Source organism: Lentzea albidocapillata, assembly GCF_000719115.1.
Classification (GTDB): Bacteria; Actinomycetota; Actinomycetes; order Mycobacteriales; family Pseudonocardiaceae; genus Lentzea; species Lentzea albidocapillata.
Genome location: NZ_JOEA01000005.1, coordinates 177271 through 193262, shown reverse-complemented (window position 1 = coordinate 193262; position 15992 = coordinate 177271). Strand labels below are relative to the sequence as shown.

At 71.0% G+C, this 15992-nt stretch carries 15 protein-coding genes; 9 read left to right on the top strand and 6 right to left on the bottom strand.

Annotation, left to right across the window (positions count from 1 at the left end; genetic code table 11):
* Positions 1-9 precede the first annotated feature (9 nt).
* Together IG04_RS0107865 and IG04_RS0107860 are read right to left on the bottom strand one after the other, a co-directional pair.
* Positions 10-1017: a LacI family DNA-binding transcriptional regulator gene (locus IG04_RS0107865; protein ID WP_030475885.1), complete on the bottom strand. Its 1008-nt coding sequence runs from the start codon at positions 1015-1017 to the stop codon at positions 10-12.
* A 210-nt stretch (positions 1018-1227) separates the two neighbouring features.
* Entirely contained in the window at positions 1228-2415 is a 1188-nt protein-coding gene (locus IG04_RS0107860; protein ID WP_211257702.1) for an RNA-guided endonuclease InsQ/TnpB family protein, read from the bottom strand.
* A 239-nt stretch (positions 2416-2654) separates the two neighbouring features.
* Between IG04_RS0107860 and IG04_RS0107855 the strand changes: the two genes are divergently transcribed.
* Positions 2655-4433 carry a hypothetical protein gene (locus tag IG04_RS0107855; protein WP_030475883.1) on the top strand — a complete coding sequence of 593 codons (1779 nt, stop codon included), beginning with the start codon at positions 2655-2657 and terminating at the stop codon, positions 4431-4433.
* Positions 4434-4736: 303 nt separating this feature from the next.
* Positions 4737-5555 (top strand): mechanosensitive ion channel family protein, encoded by an 819-nt coding sequence (locus IG04_RS0107850; protein ID WP_051769202.1) that lies wholly within the window; start codon positions 4737-4739, stop codon positions 5553-5555.
* 47 nt (positions 5556-5602) lie between these two features.
* On the opposite strand, the gene IG04_RS42340 is transcribed toward IG04_RS0107850, so the two are convergent.
* Positions 5603-5959, bottom strand: a complete 357-nt coding sequence (locus IG04_RS42340) for a DUF6401 family natural product biosynthesis protein (protein ID WP_036014071.1) — start codon at positions 5957-5959, stop codon at positions 5603-5605.
* 120 nt (positions 5960-6079) lie between these two features.
* Here IG04_RS42340 and IG04_RS0107840 point away from each other — a divergent pair, with 120 nt between their 5' ends.
* From IG04_RS0107840 to IG04_RS0107830, 3 genes are read left to right on the top strand one after another with little or no spacing between them, the layout of a single operon-like run.
* Positions 6080-6415, top strand: a complete 336-nt coding sequence (locus tag IG04_RS0107840) for a hypothetical protein (RefSeq protein ID WP_030475880.1) — start codon at positions 6080-6082, stop codon at positions 6413-6415.
* Between the two features lie 47 nt (positions 6416-6462).
* Positions 6463-6951 (top strand): general stress protein, encoded by a 489-nt coding sequence (locus IG04_RS0107835; protein WP_245815856.1) that lies wholly within the window; start codon positions 6463-6465, stop codon positions 6949-6951.
* A 3-nt stretch (positions 6952-6954) separates the two neighbouring features.
* Entirely contained in the window at positions 6955-7455 is a 501-nt protein-coding gene (locus tag IG04_RS0107830) for an MSMEG_6728 family protein (RefSeq protein WP_051769199.1), read from the top strand.
* Here the strand turns inward: IG04_RS0107830 and IG04_RS0107825 are convergent.
* Positions 7389-8306: a sensor histidine kinase gene (locus IG04_RS0107825; protein WP_051769196.1), complete on the bottom strand. Its 918-nt coding sequence runs from the start codon at positions 8304-8306 to the stop codon at positions 7389-7391. The genes IG04_RS0107830 and IG04_RS0107825 overlap by 67 nt on opposite strands.
* Positions 8307-8472: 166 nt before the next feature.
* Here IG04_RS0107825 and IG04_RS0107820 point away from each other — a divergent pair, with 166 nt between their 5' ends.
* Complete coding sequence (locus IG04_RS0107820) at positions 8473-8835, top strand: STAS domain-containing protein (RefSeq protein ID WP_276326657.1); 363 nt, start codon at positions 8473-8475, stop codon at positions 8833-8835.
* 7 nt (positions 8836-8842) lie between these two features.
* Here the strand turns inward: IG04_RS0107820 and IG04_RS0107815 are convergent, their stop codons facing one another.
* Both IG04_RS0107815 and IG04_RS0107810 read right to left on the bottom strand, forming a co-directional pair.
* On the bottom strand, positions 8843-9655 hold the full coding sequence (locus IG04_RS0107815; protein WP_051769193.1) for a lipoyl protein ligase domain-containing protein: 813 nt from the start codon (positions 9653-9655) through the stop codon (positions 8843-8845).
* 24 nt (positions 9656-9679) lie between these two features.
* The gene (locus IG04_RS0107810) at positions 9680-11497 is read right to left on the bottom strand and encodes a sigma-70 family RNA polymerase sigma factor (protein ID WP_030475874.1); all 1818 of its coding nucleotides are present in this window, start codon (positions 11495-11497) and stop codon (positions 9680-9682) included.
* 247 nt (positions 11498-11744) lie between these two features.
* Between IG04_RS0107810 and IG04_RS0107805 the strand changes: the two genes are divergently transcribed.
* The 3 genes from IG04_RS0107805 to IG04_RS0107795 all read left to right on the top strand — a co-directional run bounded on the left by IG04_RS0107805 (position 11745) and on the right by IG04_RS0107795 (position 15973).
* Positions 11745-12623, top strand: a complete 879-nt coding sequence (locus IG04_RS0107805; protein ID WP_030475873.1) for a thermonuclease family protein — start codon at positions 11745-11747, stop codon at positions 12621-12623.
* Complete coding sequence (locus tag IG04_RS43795) at positions 12613-13125, top strand: hypothetical protein (RefSeq protein WP_030475872.1); 513 nt, start codon at positions 12613-12615, stop codon at positions 13123-13125. The genes IG04_RS0107805 and IG04_RS43795 overlap by 11 nt, the downstream gene beginning before the upstream one ends.
* Positions 13126-13201: 76 nt before the next feature.
* Positions 13202-15973: an AfsR/SARP family transcriptional regulator gene (locus IG04_RS0107795; RefSeq protein ID WP_144065140.1), complete on the top strand. Its 2772-nt coding sequence runs from the start codon at positions 13202-13204 to the stop codon at positions 15971-15973.
* Positions 15974-15992 lie beyond the last annotated feature (19 nt).

The window sequence follows — 15992 nt, the reverse complement described above, 5'->3', positions numbered from 1 at the left end:
TCCTCCAAATCAACGCTGAGCGGTGGAGTGGCCCAGCGTGGTGCCTTCGACGAACTCGCAGGCCAGCAGCTCCTGCGGGGTGGTGCCGTGTTCGAGCACCTCGGTCAGCGCCTGCACCGCCCGCCGTCCCATCTCGCGGCGCGGAATGCGGAAACCGGTGAGCCGTACGTCGTCCGGCGCGGGCCGGGTGGCGGCCCCGAGCGTCAGCACGGACAGGTCGCCGGGGACCGACAGGCCGCGCTCGCGGGCGGCGAGGACAAGCGCGGCACCGTCGGAGAGCTCCTCGGCGAGCACGCATGTGACACCGGCGTCGAGCAGCTGGCGGAGCCCGGCGGACTGGACGTGCGTGCCCTTGACCCCATGCGCCGCAACGGCTTGCTTGAACCCGCGCAGCCTGTCGGCCGACGACTCCGCACCCGTTCCGGCGCCTGCGTACACGAGCTCGCGGTGCCCGAGAGCCACCGCGCGGTCCACGAGGTTCCGCACGGCGGCGGCGTAGTCGGCGCCGACGTGCGGCACCGGGCCGCCCGCGTCGTCACGCCGTCCGACCGAGACGAACGGGATGGCCTCCTTGACGAGCTGGGCCAGGTCGTCGCGGTCGATCGAACGACCGAGCAGCACACAGCCGTCCGCGAGCCGGATCCTGCTGTCGTCGCTGAAGATCCGCCGCTTCCCGCTCGTCGCCTTGGCGCTGGTGAACAGCAGCAGGTCGCAGCCGGCCTCCTCCGCCTGCTCCTCGATGCCCTCGAGGAACGGCTGGTAGAAGTCCGCGCGGGTGCTCGGGAAGACGGCCTCGTAGGTGAAGACGCCGAGGATGCGGTTGCGCTGGTCGTGCAACCGGCGTGCGATCGGGTTCGCGACGTAGCCGGTCCGCCGGATCACCTCGAGCACCCTGGCCCGCGTCTCCTCCGCGATCCGGACGCCGCTGTCGGTCCGGTTGTTGAGCACCAGCGACACCGTGGCCTGGCTGACGCCCGCCATCCGGGCGATGTCCTGCTGGGTGAGCCTCTTCGCCATGAACACCTGCCAATTCGAATTGGCACGGAGTCTGCGACAGCACCCGTCCCACCGTCAACCCTGTAATAATTCGAATTAGCATCTTGACGGGCCGGGCTTGGGCGGGTGAGGGTGCCGCATCAAGGAGGTAGGCCCGTCATGAACTCGTCCCTGAAGGAACGAGCTTGCCAACCGCCGCGAGCGGCGGTTTCCAGGCTTGCTGCTGCCGTCCTAGCTGGCTGCCAGGATGGGCGCTGCGTCTGGGCGCATGACTTCGCCCCGGCGCTCAACACCGCGAGCCGCGATGTTGAGTGCTGCGTTGTGGTCGGCGTGCCCAACGAAGTCACACCGGCCACAATGGAACACCGCCTGACTACGGCGGTTGCGTTTGTCGACATACCCGCAGGCGTGGCAGGTCTGCGAGGTGTAGGCCGGATCGACCTGCACCATCACTACACCGGCCCGCCGGGCCTTGTAGGTCAGGAACTGACCGAGCTGGGCGAATGCCCAGCAGTGCAGCGTGGCCCGTTGGGGCTTGCGAAGCCGTACCCGCGCGCGGATTCCCGTCAGTTCCTCGACGGCGATTCCGCGCCCGGTGCGTTCAGCCTCGGCCACGATGGTCTTGCTGATCCGATGGTTCACGTCGGCGGCGAACCGGGCCTCCTTGCGGCGGCGTTTGTTCAGCAGCCGCCGCGCGGAGGAAGTCTTCTTGGCCTGCAACCGCTTCCGCAGCCGCAGTTGACGCTTGCGGTAGCGGTTCAGGCGTGCTCCGGACGTCCGGTCACCGTCGGAGGTGGTCGCGATGTTAACGATGCCCAGGTCGACTCCGAGGAACCCGTTCACCGGTTCTCGCCGGGCGGCCTGGGGACTGTCGATGACGGCGTGCAGCAGCCACACCCCGTCCCGGTGCAGCAGATCGGTCTCCCCGATCGCAGGCCGGGAGCGCAGCAGGGCCAGATGCCTGGGGTCTCCGACGATCCGCATGTTCCTGAGCCGACCGGCGACCGTCCAGATCGACACCGTCCCGTCGCGGCCCGCGTCACCGAGCTGCCAGGACAGGCAGCGGGCGTCGAACGGCTGCGCCGCCTGTGGGCGGAAGACGATCGGACTGCCCTCAACCTTGCGGCGCCGGTCCGACCCAGGCGGCCCGTAGTTGCCTGCCTTGAGGTTGGCCCGCAGGGTCGTGTAGGCGTCCACGGTCTTGCCGATGACCCGGATCGCCGGTTGGGCGGCCAGCCCGAACCGTTCCCGCAGTTCGGTGTAGAGGCGTTTCTGCACGTCGAACTTCCGGAACACCTGGTCGGTGTACATCCGCTCAGACAGCCAGGAAGCTGCCGTATTGCAGGCGCGCAGGGTATCGCTCAGCGCCGACGCCTGCTCGGGTGTCGGCAGCAACCGCACCTGCACAACCTGCTTCACGTTGATCACCATAGCGTTGGTCTATGTCACCACGGTGGGAACCCGACCCCAACGTACGCAGGGGACGCAGTGTCATCTCAACCTTCGCCGGGTCGTGCGGAGGAGCGCCCTTGTCAATCATCAAGGAGTACATCGACCGGCAGAAGCGTCCCGACTGACGGCCCGCTACGCGGGCCGCACAAGCCGGGATCGGCTCATCCCAGCCGCAAACGACCAGACTTCCGCCGATTGGAGTTCAGGTGAACGCATTCAGCCGTCGCAGCCTGATCACCGGTGCGACCGCCGTCGGACTGCTCGCCGCTCTGCCCGCGTCGGCGCACGCCTTGTCCGCGCCCCCGGCCGTCACCCCGGACCGCCGCTCGTTCGCACCGGACGAGCAGCGGTTCGCGCAGTACCTGATGCTCGTCTCGCCGATGGTCGCGGACATGAACGCGAGCGGCTTCTTCGGCGGTGGCTGGTGGCGCAGCCCCAACGCCCCGTACAACGCCCGCGTCCAGGAACACGTCTACACACTGGCCTGGTTCGCGACCCAGGCCCGCCCGTGGAACCCGTACCGAGGCGACGCGAACGTGCTCGCCGCGCTCGACGCGGGACTCGCCCACTACCTCGGGCTGCAGCACGCCGACGGTTCGTGGCCGGAGTACTCGGCGGACCAGCACTCGCTGGCGGCGACCGGGTTCGGCATGGGCTACCTGAGCAAGACGAACGCGTTGCTGAAACGCGCCGGAGCGCTGCGGTCGCGACAGGCCCAGATCAGCGCGGCGCTGAGGCGGGCCATGACGTGGTTCCTGGACCCGTCCAACGGCACCGTCTGGCAGTCGCCGCTCACCTGGGCGAACCAGACGGCCTCAGGCCTCGCCGGTGCGGCGCTCGCGTTGAGGCACGACCCGGACGCCGTGCTGCGGCAGTGGCTGACCGAGGCGTTCCGGAGGCTGGCGACGGTCGGCCAGAGCCCCGCCGGGTACTTCTACGAGGAGTCCGGTGCGGACACCAACTACAACTTCGAGGTCATGCTGCCGGAACTGGCCGACGCGTGGCGGCAGACCGGCGACCCGAACCTCGTCGCCATGACCCGGAGGTACACCGACTGGCTCGGCTACAACCTGCTGCGCGAGCCGGACGGTTCCGGCTGGTTCGCCAACATCGCCCCGAACTCCCGCACGTCCTCGAAGTTCTACGCCGACGTGCGGCCCGATCCCGAACGGACCGCGCTCAACGCCCAGTTCGTGCCGGAGGTGCCCGGCCTGGCCGCGTTCGTGTCGGGCCGCGAGGACCTGGCCGCCGTGCGCGCTGCCTGGGCGGCCTCGGCGGCGCCGGTGCCCGCGCTCGTCAAGCCGGACACCTCACCGCGCATCCTCACGCACGCGATCTACGGCGAGCGCTACCCGAGCCGTGCCGAAAGGACGGCGGCCATCGCGCGGCTGCCCTACCGGCGCGCGCACTTCACCGAGCGGCGCAGCGATCAGGGGCAGGACTTCCTGTTCGTGCGGCGGCCACGCTGGTATGTCGGCGGATACTTCGGCACGCGCCGGGCGACCTCGTTGGCGCGCACCGGGTTGACGTTCCTGTGGCATCCCGTCGCGGGCACGCTGGTGCAGTCGATGAACAACAACGACCACGCGTGCTGGGCCACCGTGTTCCCCGGTCAGGTGCCGGACTCCCGCGGCCCGCAGGAGGCGGAGTTCCTCGGCGGCGAGCCGTACCGGTTCCGCTACCGCACGCCGTCCGGTTCGGTCGTGACGGAGGTGGCGGTGGGCGACCGGATCGTCCGTTCGGTGCGGGCCGGGAGCGCGGCCACCGAGCAGATTCCTTTGGTGGTAAGGGATTCCGACACGGTGGCGCTGGACTTGCGTGGCCTCACGCTCACCCGCGGCCGCACGGTGATCCGGTTCGACTGGGCGCGCGAACTGGAGCCGCGGCTGCGGCCGGCGACCACGATCACCTATCCCGGCCGCCGGATGCAGATCCTCACCGTGCCGCACGACGGCACGTTCACCCTGACGGTCACCGTGCGTTAGTCCAATGTGGACAGAGAGGTTCACTCTGATGTAGCAACGGTGTCGCGCATGTCCAGTCGACGTTCGCACCGGTGACGAGTTCGATCAGCCGGCCTCATACCGGGCGTATTCGGGCGTTGCGGCGGTGCCGCCTCCGGGGCCCTCGGCCGCGACTATCGCGGACGAGACTTACGGGACACGCCCTAGCGGCCAGCGACCGCGAGCTGCGGCAGGTCTCATGAAGTCAGCGTGTGAAGGGCGCCCGCACCGGGTACTGCCAGGTGCGGGCGGCCCGGCCGGGCGCCCGTGCGAAGGGAGTTCGACATGGACTTCGGACAAGGGCTGAACGACGCCTGGCGCGCCGTCGCCACGTTCGTGCCCAAGCTCGCGGCGTTCCTGCTGATCCTGCTGATCGGCTGGTTCGTCGCGAAGGCGGTGGCGAAGCTCGTCGACAAGGTGCTCGAACGCGTCGGTTTCGACCGTCTCGTGGAGCGCGGCGGTATCCGCAGGATGCTCTCCAACAGCAAGTACGACGCCTCTGACCTGCTCGCGAAGCTGGTCTACTATGCGCTGCTGCTGATCACGCTGCAGATCGCGTTCGGCGTGTGGGGCCCGAACCCCGTCTCCGAACTGCTGACCGGCATCGTGTCGTGGCTGCCGAAGGCCGCGGTCGCGATCATCATCGTCGTCGTGGCGGGCGCGGTCGCCAGTGCTGTCAAGGACTTCATCGGCGGTGCGCTGGGCGGGCTGTCCTACGGCCGCGTTCTCGCGAACATCGCGTCGATCTTCATCTGGGCGCTCGGCATCATCGCCGCGCTGAACCAGATCGGCGTCGCCACCACGGTCACCACGCCGGTCCTGATCGCGGTGCTCGCCACGGTCGGCGGCATCCTCGTCGTCGGTGTGGGCGGTGGCCTGGTGAGGCCGATGCAGCAGCGGTGGGAAGGCTGGCTGGGGCGCGCGGAGCAGGAACTGCCGCAGGCCCAGGCCCAGGCGGAGGCGTACCAGCGCGGGCGTGAGGACGCCGTGCGCACCGGTACCCCGGCTCAGGCCGAACCCGTCACCGCGCCGGTGCCCGCCGCCGCGCGACCGATGCCGGCGGCGGACCCGGTGCTCGGCGAGCGGAGGCCCGACGAGCGCTGACCGAGGATCACCGACGAGGCGCACCTCCTGGGGTGCGCCTCGTTTATCTATGTGAGCTTCGGAAGCGCGGGCACGTCGTCGGTCAACGGCCTCGCGTCGTGCAGGTGCGCGAGCTCGCAGACGGCCATCAGGCGGGCACCGAGCCACGACGTAGGTGTCCAGTCCGACTCGAGCGCGTTGTCCAGCAGGCCTCGCCCGTACGCGGCGAGGAGCACGACCGCGCCCACCGTGCCGGCGCCTTCGACGCCGACCAGGAGGATGTCGCGCACCGCGGCGCCGTGCTGGTCGACCTCGGCGGCGAGGGCAGGGGTGAGGGCGAGGGTCGCCCACCCGGCCACGCCGATCCGGTCGGAGAGTTCGGAGATCCACTCTCGCGCGTTCTTCTCGCGCCAGGTCACACGCATTCCGACACGGTAGCCGCGTCGGGTGAACTTCCGGTTTGAGGGCGCTCGAACCGGGTATTCGGGCGCGGGCGCGTCAAGCAGTCGGCGCGAGGGATCCGGCTGTGAAAGCAGGCGATGACCATGGCCACCGAACTCGACGAACCGTCGTCGCGGCAGCAGCGCGCGATCGCGCTGGAGAAGCTGGACAACGCGGTCTGCACCGCGTTGGCGGGTATCGACGAGGACGAGGCCCGCAGAGGCCTCCAGGAGGCGCTGGCAGGGTGCTCGGCCGTGCACGCCTCGGTGTCACCGCAGGTCATGGGATGTGTCGAAGCCGCGGGCGAGCACCTGCGCTACGGCGAGCGGATGGAAGCCCGGATGCTGCTGACCCTCGCTCATCGGCTGCTCAGCCGCGTCTCGCGCCCGATGGCCGTACCGGCTCCCTCGACTCCCGGTGATGTCGTCCTCGGCCGCTGATTAGGGCCTGGGTATCTCGAACGCACGTTCGGGTGGAAGTTGATCGTGTGGAACGCCGTCTCCGCGGGTACCCGGAGGACGTGGACATCAAGCACGAAGTGACCCAGACGGAATCGTCCCTCCTGGCCAGTTTCCCCGACTACCTCGACGCCCAGCGCCTCGTGGACCGGATGTCCGACGACGGGTTCCCGGTGGAGAGCGTGCGGATCATCGGCGACGGTATCCGGACGGTCGAGCAGGTGACCGGACGCATGACGCGGGTCCGCGCGGCAGCGGCGGGCGCGGTCGGTGGTGCGTGGTTCGGTGTGTTCATCGGTCTGCTCTTCGGGCTGTTCACCGCCGGCCAGACGTGGGCCTGGTTCGTGTTCATCAGCCTCGTGGTCGGTGCGTTCTGGGGCGCGGTCTTCGGGTTCGTGGCGCACTGGAGCACGCGCGGACGCCGTGACTTCGCGAGCACCATGACCCTGCAGGCACGCCGGTACGAGGTGCACGTCGACACGGAACGCGCTGCCGAAGCGGCGAAGTACGTGCTCTGAGGCATGCAGACCTTCCTGCCGTATCCGGACTTCGCCGCCACGGCCCGTGTGCTGGACCGCAGCCGCCTCGGCAAGCAGCGGGTCGAGACGCTGCAGATCCAGCGCGCGCTGGTGGTGCCCGGCCACGGCTGGCGCCACCACCCGGCCGTGAGGATGTGGGCGGGCCACGAGGAAGCGCTCGTCCGGTACGGCATGGACATCTGCGCGGAGTGGCGGTCGCAGGGGTTCCGGGACACCTGCGAGGCGACGATGCGCTCGGACCTGGCCCGCGCCAAGGAGATCGTCGTCGTGCGCACCCAGGAGGAACTGGCCGCCGCGGACGAACTCCCCGCCTGGCTGGGCGACCACGACGTGCACCTCAGCCACCAGTCCGCCTTGGTACGCAAGGATCCCGGCCACTACCGCCGGTTCTTCCCTGACGTGCCGGACGACCTGCCCTACGTCTGGCCGCCGACGCTGACCCGCACGGTGAACCCGTCGGCGTCGCGGCCCATGGACACGTAGTCGCACGTGCGGTGCAGGATCCACAGCCCGAGCCCGGCCGACCTCGTCTCGGTCGTCGGCACCAGGCCCGCCGTCGGATCGGACGGGCCGGGCCCGTGGTCGGTCACCGCGAGCACCACGCGTGCCCCGTCCGCCCACAGCCGGAAGCGGACCGGCGCGACGCCGTGTGTCAGGCCGTTCGTGACGATCTCGCTGGCCGCGTAGACGGCGTCGTGCGCGGCCTCCTCGTCCAGGTCCATCCCGTCGATCGCGTTGCCCACGGCCTCACGGACCGTGCCGGCGGCCGGGTCGACGAGTTCGACCAGTGGGACGCCCTCCTCGAGCACGTCCGGGAGTGGTGGCGACGAGGCCAAGCCCGCGCGGTAACCGGGGTTGGCCTCGTGCGTGCCGGGCGCGGTGGCGATGTTCGGGTGCGTGCTCACCACGTCGGCCAGCACGTCGGCGGGCGTCGTCCTGGTGTCGTACGGGCACAGGCCCCACACCGGGAACTCGGCGTACGCCTGGTTCACCGCGGCCTCGTAGCGCGCCCACCAGTCCCAGCGCGCGCCCGTGCCGGGGTGCGGGACCTGGCCGATCACGCGCATCTGCTGTGCGCCGCCCGCCGTGTACTCGCGGAAGAGGTCGAGGTAGTTCGCGATGGCTTCGGACGGCCGGGAGTACTGGCCGGTGCCCGGCCGGAAGATCACACCGGTGCGACCCAGCGTGCCGCGCAGCAGTTCGGTGTTCTGCTCGGAGCACGCCACGACGGACGGCTCTCCTGCGCGCAGACCGTCTTCGAGGAACGGCACGGCATGCGCGAGGAAGTCGTCGTCAGTGCCGTAGAAGGCGGTCTCGTGGAAGAAACCGGTCACGAGGACCGATGCTACGCCCGCTCTCAGTAGTCCATCTGAGGGAACCTGATATTCGGCCGCCGGCCTCCGGGCCGCGTTCACCCGGGGACTGCGCTACGGTCGGCACGGGTTGAGCAGCCAGCCCGTTGGAAGGCCATGTGCCGCTGACGTATCTGGAGGTTGCCACGTGCTCACCGACGGTCAAGCCCCCTTCCGCACAGCATGCGAAACCGTGGGCGCCGCCGTCCTCCTGCACGTCGCCGGTGAAATCGACTTCACCACCGCCCCCGACCTGGCCGAACGCCTCGGTGAGGCGCTCAGGTCGGTCACCCCGCCCGCGCCCGTCGTCGCCGACCTGAGCGGCGTGCGGTTCCTCGGCGCAAAGGGCATCGGCGTGCTGCTCGAACACCAGGACCTGTGCCTGCGTCAGGGCAGCGCGCTCGTGGTCGTCGCGAACACCGCCGCCGTGCTGCGGCCGTTGCAGGCACTGGAACTGATGAGCGTGCTGGGCGTGCGCTCGTCGGTGATGGACGCGCTCGCTCCGGCCTAGGCAGGCTCTACCCGGGCGGGTCAGCCGCCATCGGGTTCGCCCGAGTCCAGTCGTCGACGTGGAACGGCGAGCCACCGCCGGCCCGGGACGCATGCGCGACCACGGCGGGAGGCAGCTGTCCATCGGCCAGCCCGAGCCGGTCGCGGTAGTCGGCCGCGAACGCCGCGGCCACCTCGGCTGAGGTCAGTGCCGGTGCGTAGTCGGCGAGGCCGGCGATGGAACTCTGCCGCAGGTCGTAGCCGAGCGCGCGCGACACGTCCGTGATCACGGCGCGTACCCGGTCCGAGACGGCGACCTGGACGACCGTGCTGAACAGGGAACCGGTGGCGGTGACGCGTTGTGCGGAACCGACGACCTTCGTGACGCCGCCGACGTTGATGCTGTACTCGCCGGGGCAGTACTCGCCCTCGACCTCGCCGATGCGGGCGTCGACGTCGCCGAGTCCGCGCAGCACCCGGACGTGGCTCTCGGCGTTCGCGGCGAACGTCGCGCTGCCCGCGTGGCGGATGTCCGTGGTGCTGTCGAGGTGGTCGATCACGACGGCACCGCTGTCGTAGGCGACCATCCGCCCGCCCGGCGACCTGACCACCGGCTCGAAGCCCGCCTCGCGGGCCAGTGCGGTCGCCTCGGTGATGCCGGGCGAGCGGAGGTCCCTGCCGCTGAAGGCGACGGTGGGACCGGACGGCACGTAGATGTGGACGAGCTGGTGCCACGCCGCGCCGGGGGTGCGCAGCAGCAGTGCCGGGATCACCAGGTCGGTGATCGCGGGGCCGGTGCTCCCGGTGGTGACCAGCAGGCGGGTGTTCGTCGCGGTTGACACGCCGTGATTCTCGACGACGGCGGATCAGCCCGCGGCGCGGTACGCCTCACCGGCCTCGTTCGGGGTGCCGCCGGGGGTGTAGAGGCCGGTGCCGGGCTTCTCCGCGGGCAGTGCGAACCAGGCGTAGCGCTCGACGTACGGGAGGCCTTCCATCATCGCGCTGGAGCCGCGCGCGAAGGCGGCGAGCTGTGCCTGGGTCGGGAAGCGGGCCGTGCCGCCGGAGAAGTCGATCAGCGAGTACTCGGTCAGCCAGATCGGTTTGCCGTACCGCGCGTGCACCGCGGCGAGGTAGTTCCGCAGGTGGCCGACAGCCGCGTCGCTGAAGTCCGAGCCGTACCAGTGCACCGCGACGAAGTCGACGCGCAGGCCTCGCTGGGCCGCGCCGCTCATGAACCGGTCGAGCCAGCCGCCCGCCTTGTCACCGCTGTGCGCGACGGCAGGGCTGCCGAGGCGCAGGCCGGTCGCGGCGAGCTTCGGCCACAGGTCGAGCGCCTGTTCGGGGGTCATGTTCGCCTGGTCGGGGAAGTCCGGCTCGTTGAAGCCGAGCAGCACCTTGCCGTTCGCCTTCGCCTTGGCGAGGGTGGCGTCGTCGGTGAACTTCGTGCCCCAGATCATCGGCACGAACTCGACGTTCGGCGGTGTGGCGATGCCGTCGGGGTGTGCGGCCCAGTTGTAGTACCACCCCGCACGGACGTCGGTGAGCGCTTTGCCGACACCGTCGAACTTCCAGGTGCTGACGCCCTTCTTCACCGACGCCGTCACGGGGACCGCGGGCGGTGGCACGGGCTTGGCGGACGTGGTGGTCGCGGACGGCGCCGATGAGGGAACGGACGAAGTGGTGGTGGCAGGCGAGGACGTCGTGCTCTCGGCGGTGGCCACCGGGATCGCGCGGGCGACCGGCTCCTCGCCCGAGGGCAGCACGGCGACCACGATGCCCGCCGCCAGCACCGCCGCCGCGGCGGCCGCGACGGGTTTCACCAGCGCGCCCTTCAGGAGCAGGCTGACCTTGCCGCCGGTGGCGGGGGCGGAGGTGACCTGGGTGATCGCCACGTGCGAACCGGTGAGCGTGGCCGGGTCGAACCCGAGCGCGGCGGGCAGCGGCACCAGGGGCAGCCGGGCGAGCAGCCCCTCGACGGACGCGAGGTCACGCCCGCAGCGTTCGCATCGGGCGCAGTCCCGGCTGTGCCGGGCGATCCGCTTGCGCCACAACGGACTGGGCACGCCGTCCCACTCCGCGACGATGTAGGCCAGCTCCGGGCAGCGCGGTGTGCGCTCCAGCGTCCGCACGACGATGCGTGCGGCGTCGAGCTGGGCTTTGACCCGTTGCACGCGCACGGCGGTGTGCTGCGGGGTCAGTTCCAGCGCGGTGGCGACCTCGGCACGGGTCAGCCGTCCGGCCGCCTCCAGCCACCACAGCGACAGCAGCTCGCGTTCGTCCTCGCTGAGCCACCGCGTGGCCGTGACGACCTCGCGGCGTTGCCCGGACAGCTGCAGGCGCATGATCGTGAGGTCGACGAAGTCCGCGCCGGGGTCGGCCACGTCCTCCGGCACCGGGCCGGTGATCGGCAGGCGCTGGTGGTCGCGGTGCCGCAGCCGGATCTGGTTCATCGCGATCACGACGAGCCACGACCGGAACCCGGCGGGATCGCGCAGCCCCGGCAGGCCGTGCACCGCGCGCAGCATGGTCTCCTGGACCACGTCGTCGGTGTCCGGATGACCGCCGAGCGCGTGCCCGACGATGTTGTAGACGAGGGGCAGGTACCCGCTCACCAGGTCGTCGAGCGCACGCTGGTCGCCGTCCCGCGCGGCCGTCACCGTCGCGACGCCGGGTTCCTCGGCCATCGCCATGCCCACCTCACCTACCAGTCCGGGGTCGTCTGACCAGGAGATGTCCCAGGCGGCCGGCGATAACGGAAAATTTCTGCCGACGTGCACCCTATGACGGGTGGCGCTGTGTGCGGATGCGATCACAGCCGGCGGTTCTGTGAAGGATTGCATAGAAAGCCGATTGAACCCTTTTCGTCCTTGACGGTCGCGCTACCTGCGACAACACTGCCCCGGACAACGACGGAACCAGCCGGGAGCACCCTTGCTCAACGCCTCCGAGCCCCCGATGCCCACGACCGGTCCGGGGATCGTTCGCCGCTTCTGGTGGCGCAGCGGCCAGCGGGCGAGACTCGCGATCGCCTGCGCCGGTGTCCTCGGGGCACTCGCCGTCACCGGTGCGGCCGGTTTCAGCGGCGACGCGCGTCCGGGGGAACGCGGCGGACCCGGTGTGGCCGTGCACAGGGGAGACTCCTTCGAGGTGACCGTTCGCACGGTGTCCGGAGTGGACCTGTTCGAGGGCGTGGAGCCCGGCAGCGGACGGGTCTTCGGCGCCCGTGTCGCCGGGGTGAACGCGGCGCCCTGCTGGCAGTCGCAGTCCCTGGCAGTCGCGGAGAACCTGTTGCGCGGCAAGAAGGTGCGGCTCACCGTCAAGAGTGACGGCGAGACCGGCACCGACCGGCTCCTGGTCGACGTGGAGCTGCCGGACGGCTCGGACTACGGGTGGACGATCGTGGCCGAGGGCACGGCGTCCGCGGACCTGGCGGCTCGCGGGGAACTCGCACCGGTCGAGTCGGCCGCGCGCCAGCAACGCCGCGGCCTGTGGGCGGGCGGGTGCACCGGCTACCGCGACGACGCGCTGCCGACCCCGTCCAGCACTCCGCAGACCTCGTCCACCACCACGCCGGCCCCGACGACGACAACCACGACGACACCACCGCCGGTGGCCACCACGACGACGGAGGAGCCGGCGCCTGAGCCACCGCCCACGCCCACCAGGGAGCCCAGCGACGACGAGTGGCTGGGCAGGTTCGTGGGCAAGCGGTGCTTCCTCGAAGGGGCGGGCAAGACGTCGCCGAAGGGGACCGAGATCGTCTGCACCCGCGGCCCCAAGGGACAGCTGAGGTGGCAGCGTGCGGACTGAGGAACACGTCGACCTGTTCGCCGAACGCGCGGACGCCGACTCGACGCCCACGCGGGTGGACGGCGGACGGCCGCGCGGGCTGACCGCCGAGGGCTGGGTGCGCACGACGGGCTGGCTCCAGGTCGGCGACCACCCCGTGAGCTCGGTGCTGCTGGCCGCGCTGGCGGGACTGTTGTGGGCGCTGGTCGGAGCGGCCGCGCTGGTGACCGAGTTCCCGGTCGCCGCGGGAGTCCTGACGTTGACGACCCCGGTGCTCTTCGGCGTCTCGTGGTGGCTCTTCACGACGCGGCTGCGGCCTGCCTCGACGGCCCGCAACGTCGACACGTGCCGCGCGGACGAGCTGGAGCCGGGGGACACGATCCGGCTGCACGGCTCGATAGGCCCGATCGGCGAGGTGGCCGAGGTGGCCCTGGACGACGACGTGCGGGTCGTCCTGTACGGCGGAGGGCGGCGGACGTGGGCTCGCGACGACGTGGTTCACCTCGCGGAGCTGCTCGGCTGAGCAGCGGCGAACTGCCGGTTCTGTCCCACGATCAGCGCTGCCACCAGCGCATTGCGCGGCACTAGCGTAACGAGATGTGCTGGGAACAGGTGGCGAGGTAAGGATTCTCGGGCCCGTCGAGGTGTGCGGCCCGTACGGCCGTGCGGTGCTGACCGGAGCCCGGCAGCGCAGCATCGTCGCGGTGCTGGCCCTGCGCGCGGGCACACCGGTTCCCGTCGACCGTCTTGTGGACGTGCTGTGGGGTGAGGATCCGCCGCGCACGGCCGTGCGGTCGTTGCACAGCCATGTCGCGCGGGTGCGGCAGGCGCTCGCCGACTGCGGCCTGCCCGGTGCGCTGATGACCAAGCCCGGTGGCTACCAGCTCGACGCGTCCGTCGACGCGGTGACGTTCGAACGGACCAGAGATCTCAGCCTGTGGCGGGGCGAGCCGCTGGCGGGCACGGAGTTGTTCGGGTGGGGCCGGGCGGAGATCGATCGGTTGCGGGACCAGCGGATCGCCGCGCTGGAGACGTACTGGGGCGAACGGCTCGACCGGCGGAACGCGGTCGAGGAGCTGGAACGGCTGGTGGTCGGCCACCCGACGCGGGAACGGCTCGTCGGGCTGCTGATGCGGGCCCTGCACCTCGGCGGACGGCACGCCGACGCGCTGGAGGTGTTCCGAAGACTCAGACATCGGCTCGCCGACGAACTCGGCGCCGACCCAGGCCCGGACATCACCGCCCTGCACACCGCCATCCTCCGCCGCGATCCGTCGCTGCACAGCGCGAGACCCGCCCAGCTGCCGGCCAGGGCGGGCCACTTCACCGGTCGCGCCGCCGAGTTCGCCTCGCTCGCCGGCCTTCCGCCGATCATCGTCGTCTCCGGTGTCGCCGGGGTCGGCAAGACCACGTTCGCCGTCGAGTGGGCGCGCCGCGTCGCCGACCGCTTCCCGGACGGGCAGGTGTTCCTCGACCTGCAACGGCTCACCCCGGCCCAGGCGCTGACCGAGATGCTGCACAGCCTCGGCGTTCCGGCCGACCGGGTGCCCGCCGACCCGTCCGCCACGTACCGGACGTTGTTGCACGGCAAGAGAGTGCTCATCCTGCTCGACGACGTCCGCCGCGCGCGGGACGTGCTGCCCCTCGTGCCCGGCGACCAGGGGAACCTGCTGCTGATCACGAGCCGCGACACGCTCTCGGCCCTCGGCACACACCACGCCGTGCACACCATCAGCCTCGGCCTGCTGAGCGAACCCGAGGCGCACGACCTGTTCGCCGACATCCTCGGCGCTTCCAGGGTGCACGCCGAGCCCGGCGCGACGGCGGAGCTGGTGGTCCACTGTGGACGGCTGCCGCTCGCGTTGCGCATCGCGGCCGCGCGGCTCGCGATCCGGCCCGGCAGGCGGATCGCCGACCTGGTGCGCGAGCTGACCCGCAACGACCCGCTGGACGTGCTGTCGGTCGACGGCGACGACCGGACGGTCCGCACCGTGTTCGCCAGCGCGCACCGCACGCTGAGTCCGCAGGCCGCGCGGTTGTTCCGGGTGCTGGGCGAACATCCCGGCGCGAGCTTCCCCGCCGACCTCGCCGACGCGATGGGCCCGGGGCTCGACGAGCTCGTCGCCTCGCACCTCGTCGGCGAGGTGGGCAACGGCCGGTACGCGCTGCACGACCTGATCCGGCTGTTCGCCCGGCAGAGCGGCGATCTCGGCGACGGGGTGGAGCGGCTGCTCGACCGGTACCTCACGATCGCCCACGCGGCGGGGGAGGTCCTCAACCCGCGCCACGACCTGGTGACGCGGCCGCGCTGCGACGACCTGCCGTTCACCGAGGACCGCGTCGAGGTGCTCGCCTGCCTCGACGCCGAACGCGACAACATGCTGCACATGATCCGGCTGGCCGCCCGCTCGGGACTGCACCGCGAGACCTGGCAGCTGGCGTACCTGCTGACGGGCTACTTCGAGGCACGCGGCAACTGGGCGGCGCGGGTCGAGCAGTGCGAGCACGCCGTGGCGGCCGCCCGCGCGCTCGGTGACCAGCGGGCCGAGGCGGAGATGTTGCGGGGACAGGGCATCGCGTTGCAGATGACCTCCCGCATCGCCGAAGCCATGGTGGTGCAACGGCAAGCGCTCGCGCTGGTGCGCGAGGCGGGCGATCTGCGCGGAGAAGCACGGCTGCACAACAACATCGCCAACGCGCATTCCGAACTGCGCGAGTTCGACCTCGCGCTGGACTCCTACCGCGCGGCGATGGACGTGCACGGGGCCGCGGGCGACGAGGTGGGCGTGGCGCTGGCCCGGCGCAACCTCGGCTACACCTACGTCCGGATGGGCCGCCCGGAACTGGCCGTCGAGCCGTTGTTCGCGGCACTGGAGACGTTCCGCGCCAAGGAGAACCTCCGGCTGGAGGCGGCGACGCTGATGTCGCTGGGCAACGCCTTCCACCGGCTCGCCGATCTCGAACCGGCACTGCGCTATTTCGGCGACGCGCTGCGGATCAGCCGCGAGATCACCGACGACCGCTTCGAGGCGGACGCGCTGACCGGCCTGGGCGTCACCCAGCTCGCGCTCGGAGATCCCGCGGTGGCAAGGGAATGCCTGACCGCCGCCCTCGTGGTGTGCCGGGCGCTGGGGGACGGGCACCGCGAGGCGTCGACCCTGCGCGACCTGGCCGACGCCGAACTCGCGCTCGGTGACCTCGCCGCCGCCCGTGACCACCTGACCGCCGCCCTGGAGGCCAGGACCCAGGCGCCGGACGGGTTCGAGCAGGCCAGGGCCCACCGCACGTTCGCCGACCTGGAGGGCCGGAGCGGGCGGTGGACCGAGGCTGCCCGGCACCTGGCGGCGTGGCTCAGAACCTTGGCTGGGTAATTCACGCTCAGCAACGTTC

Excerpts from the sequence above, each read along its gene's own strand:
- IG04_RS0107865 (WP_030475885.1), bottom strand. The coding sequence starts at position 1,017 with ATGGCGAAGAGGCTCACCCAGCAGGACATCGCCCGGATGGCGGGCGTC.
- IG04_RS0107850 (WP_051769202.1), top strand. The coding sequence starts at position 4,737 with ATGGACTTCGGACAAGGGCTGAACGACGCCTGGCGCGCCGTCGCCACG.
- IG04_RS42340 (WP_036014071.1), bottom strand. The coding sequence starts at position 5,959 with ATGCGTGTGACCTGGCGCGAGAAGAACGCGCGAGAGTGGATCTCCGAA.
- IG04_RS0107840 (WP_030475880.1), top strand. The coding sequence starts at position 6,080 with ATGGCCACCGAACTCGACGAACCGTCGTCGCGGCAGCAGCGCGCGATC.
- IG04_RS0107830 (WP_051769199.1), top strand. The coding sequence starts at position 6,955 with ATGCAGACCTTCCTGCCGTATCCGGACTTCGCCGCCACGGCCCGTGTG.
- IG04_RS0107810 (WP_030475874.1), bottom strand. The coding sequence starts at position 11,497 with ATGGCCGAGGAACCCGGCGTCGCGACGGTGACGGCCGCGCGGGACGGC.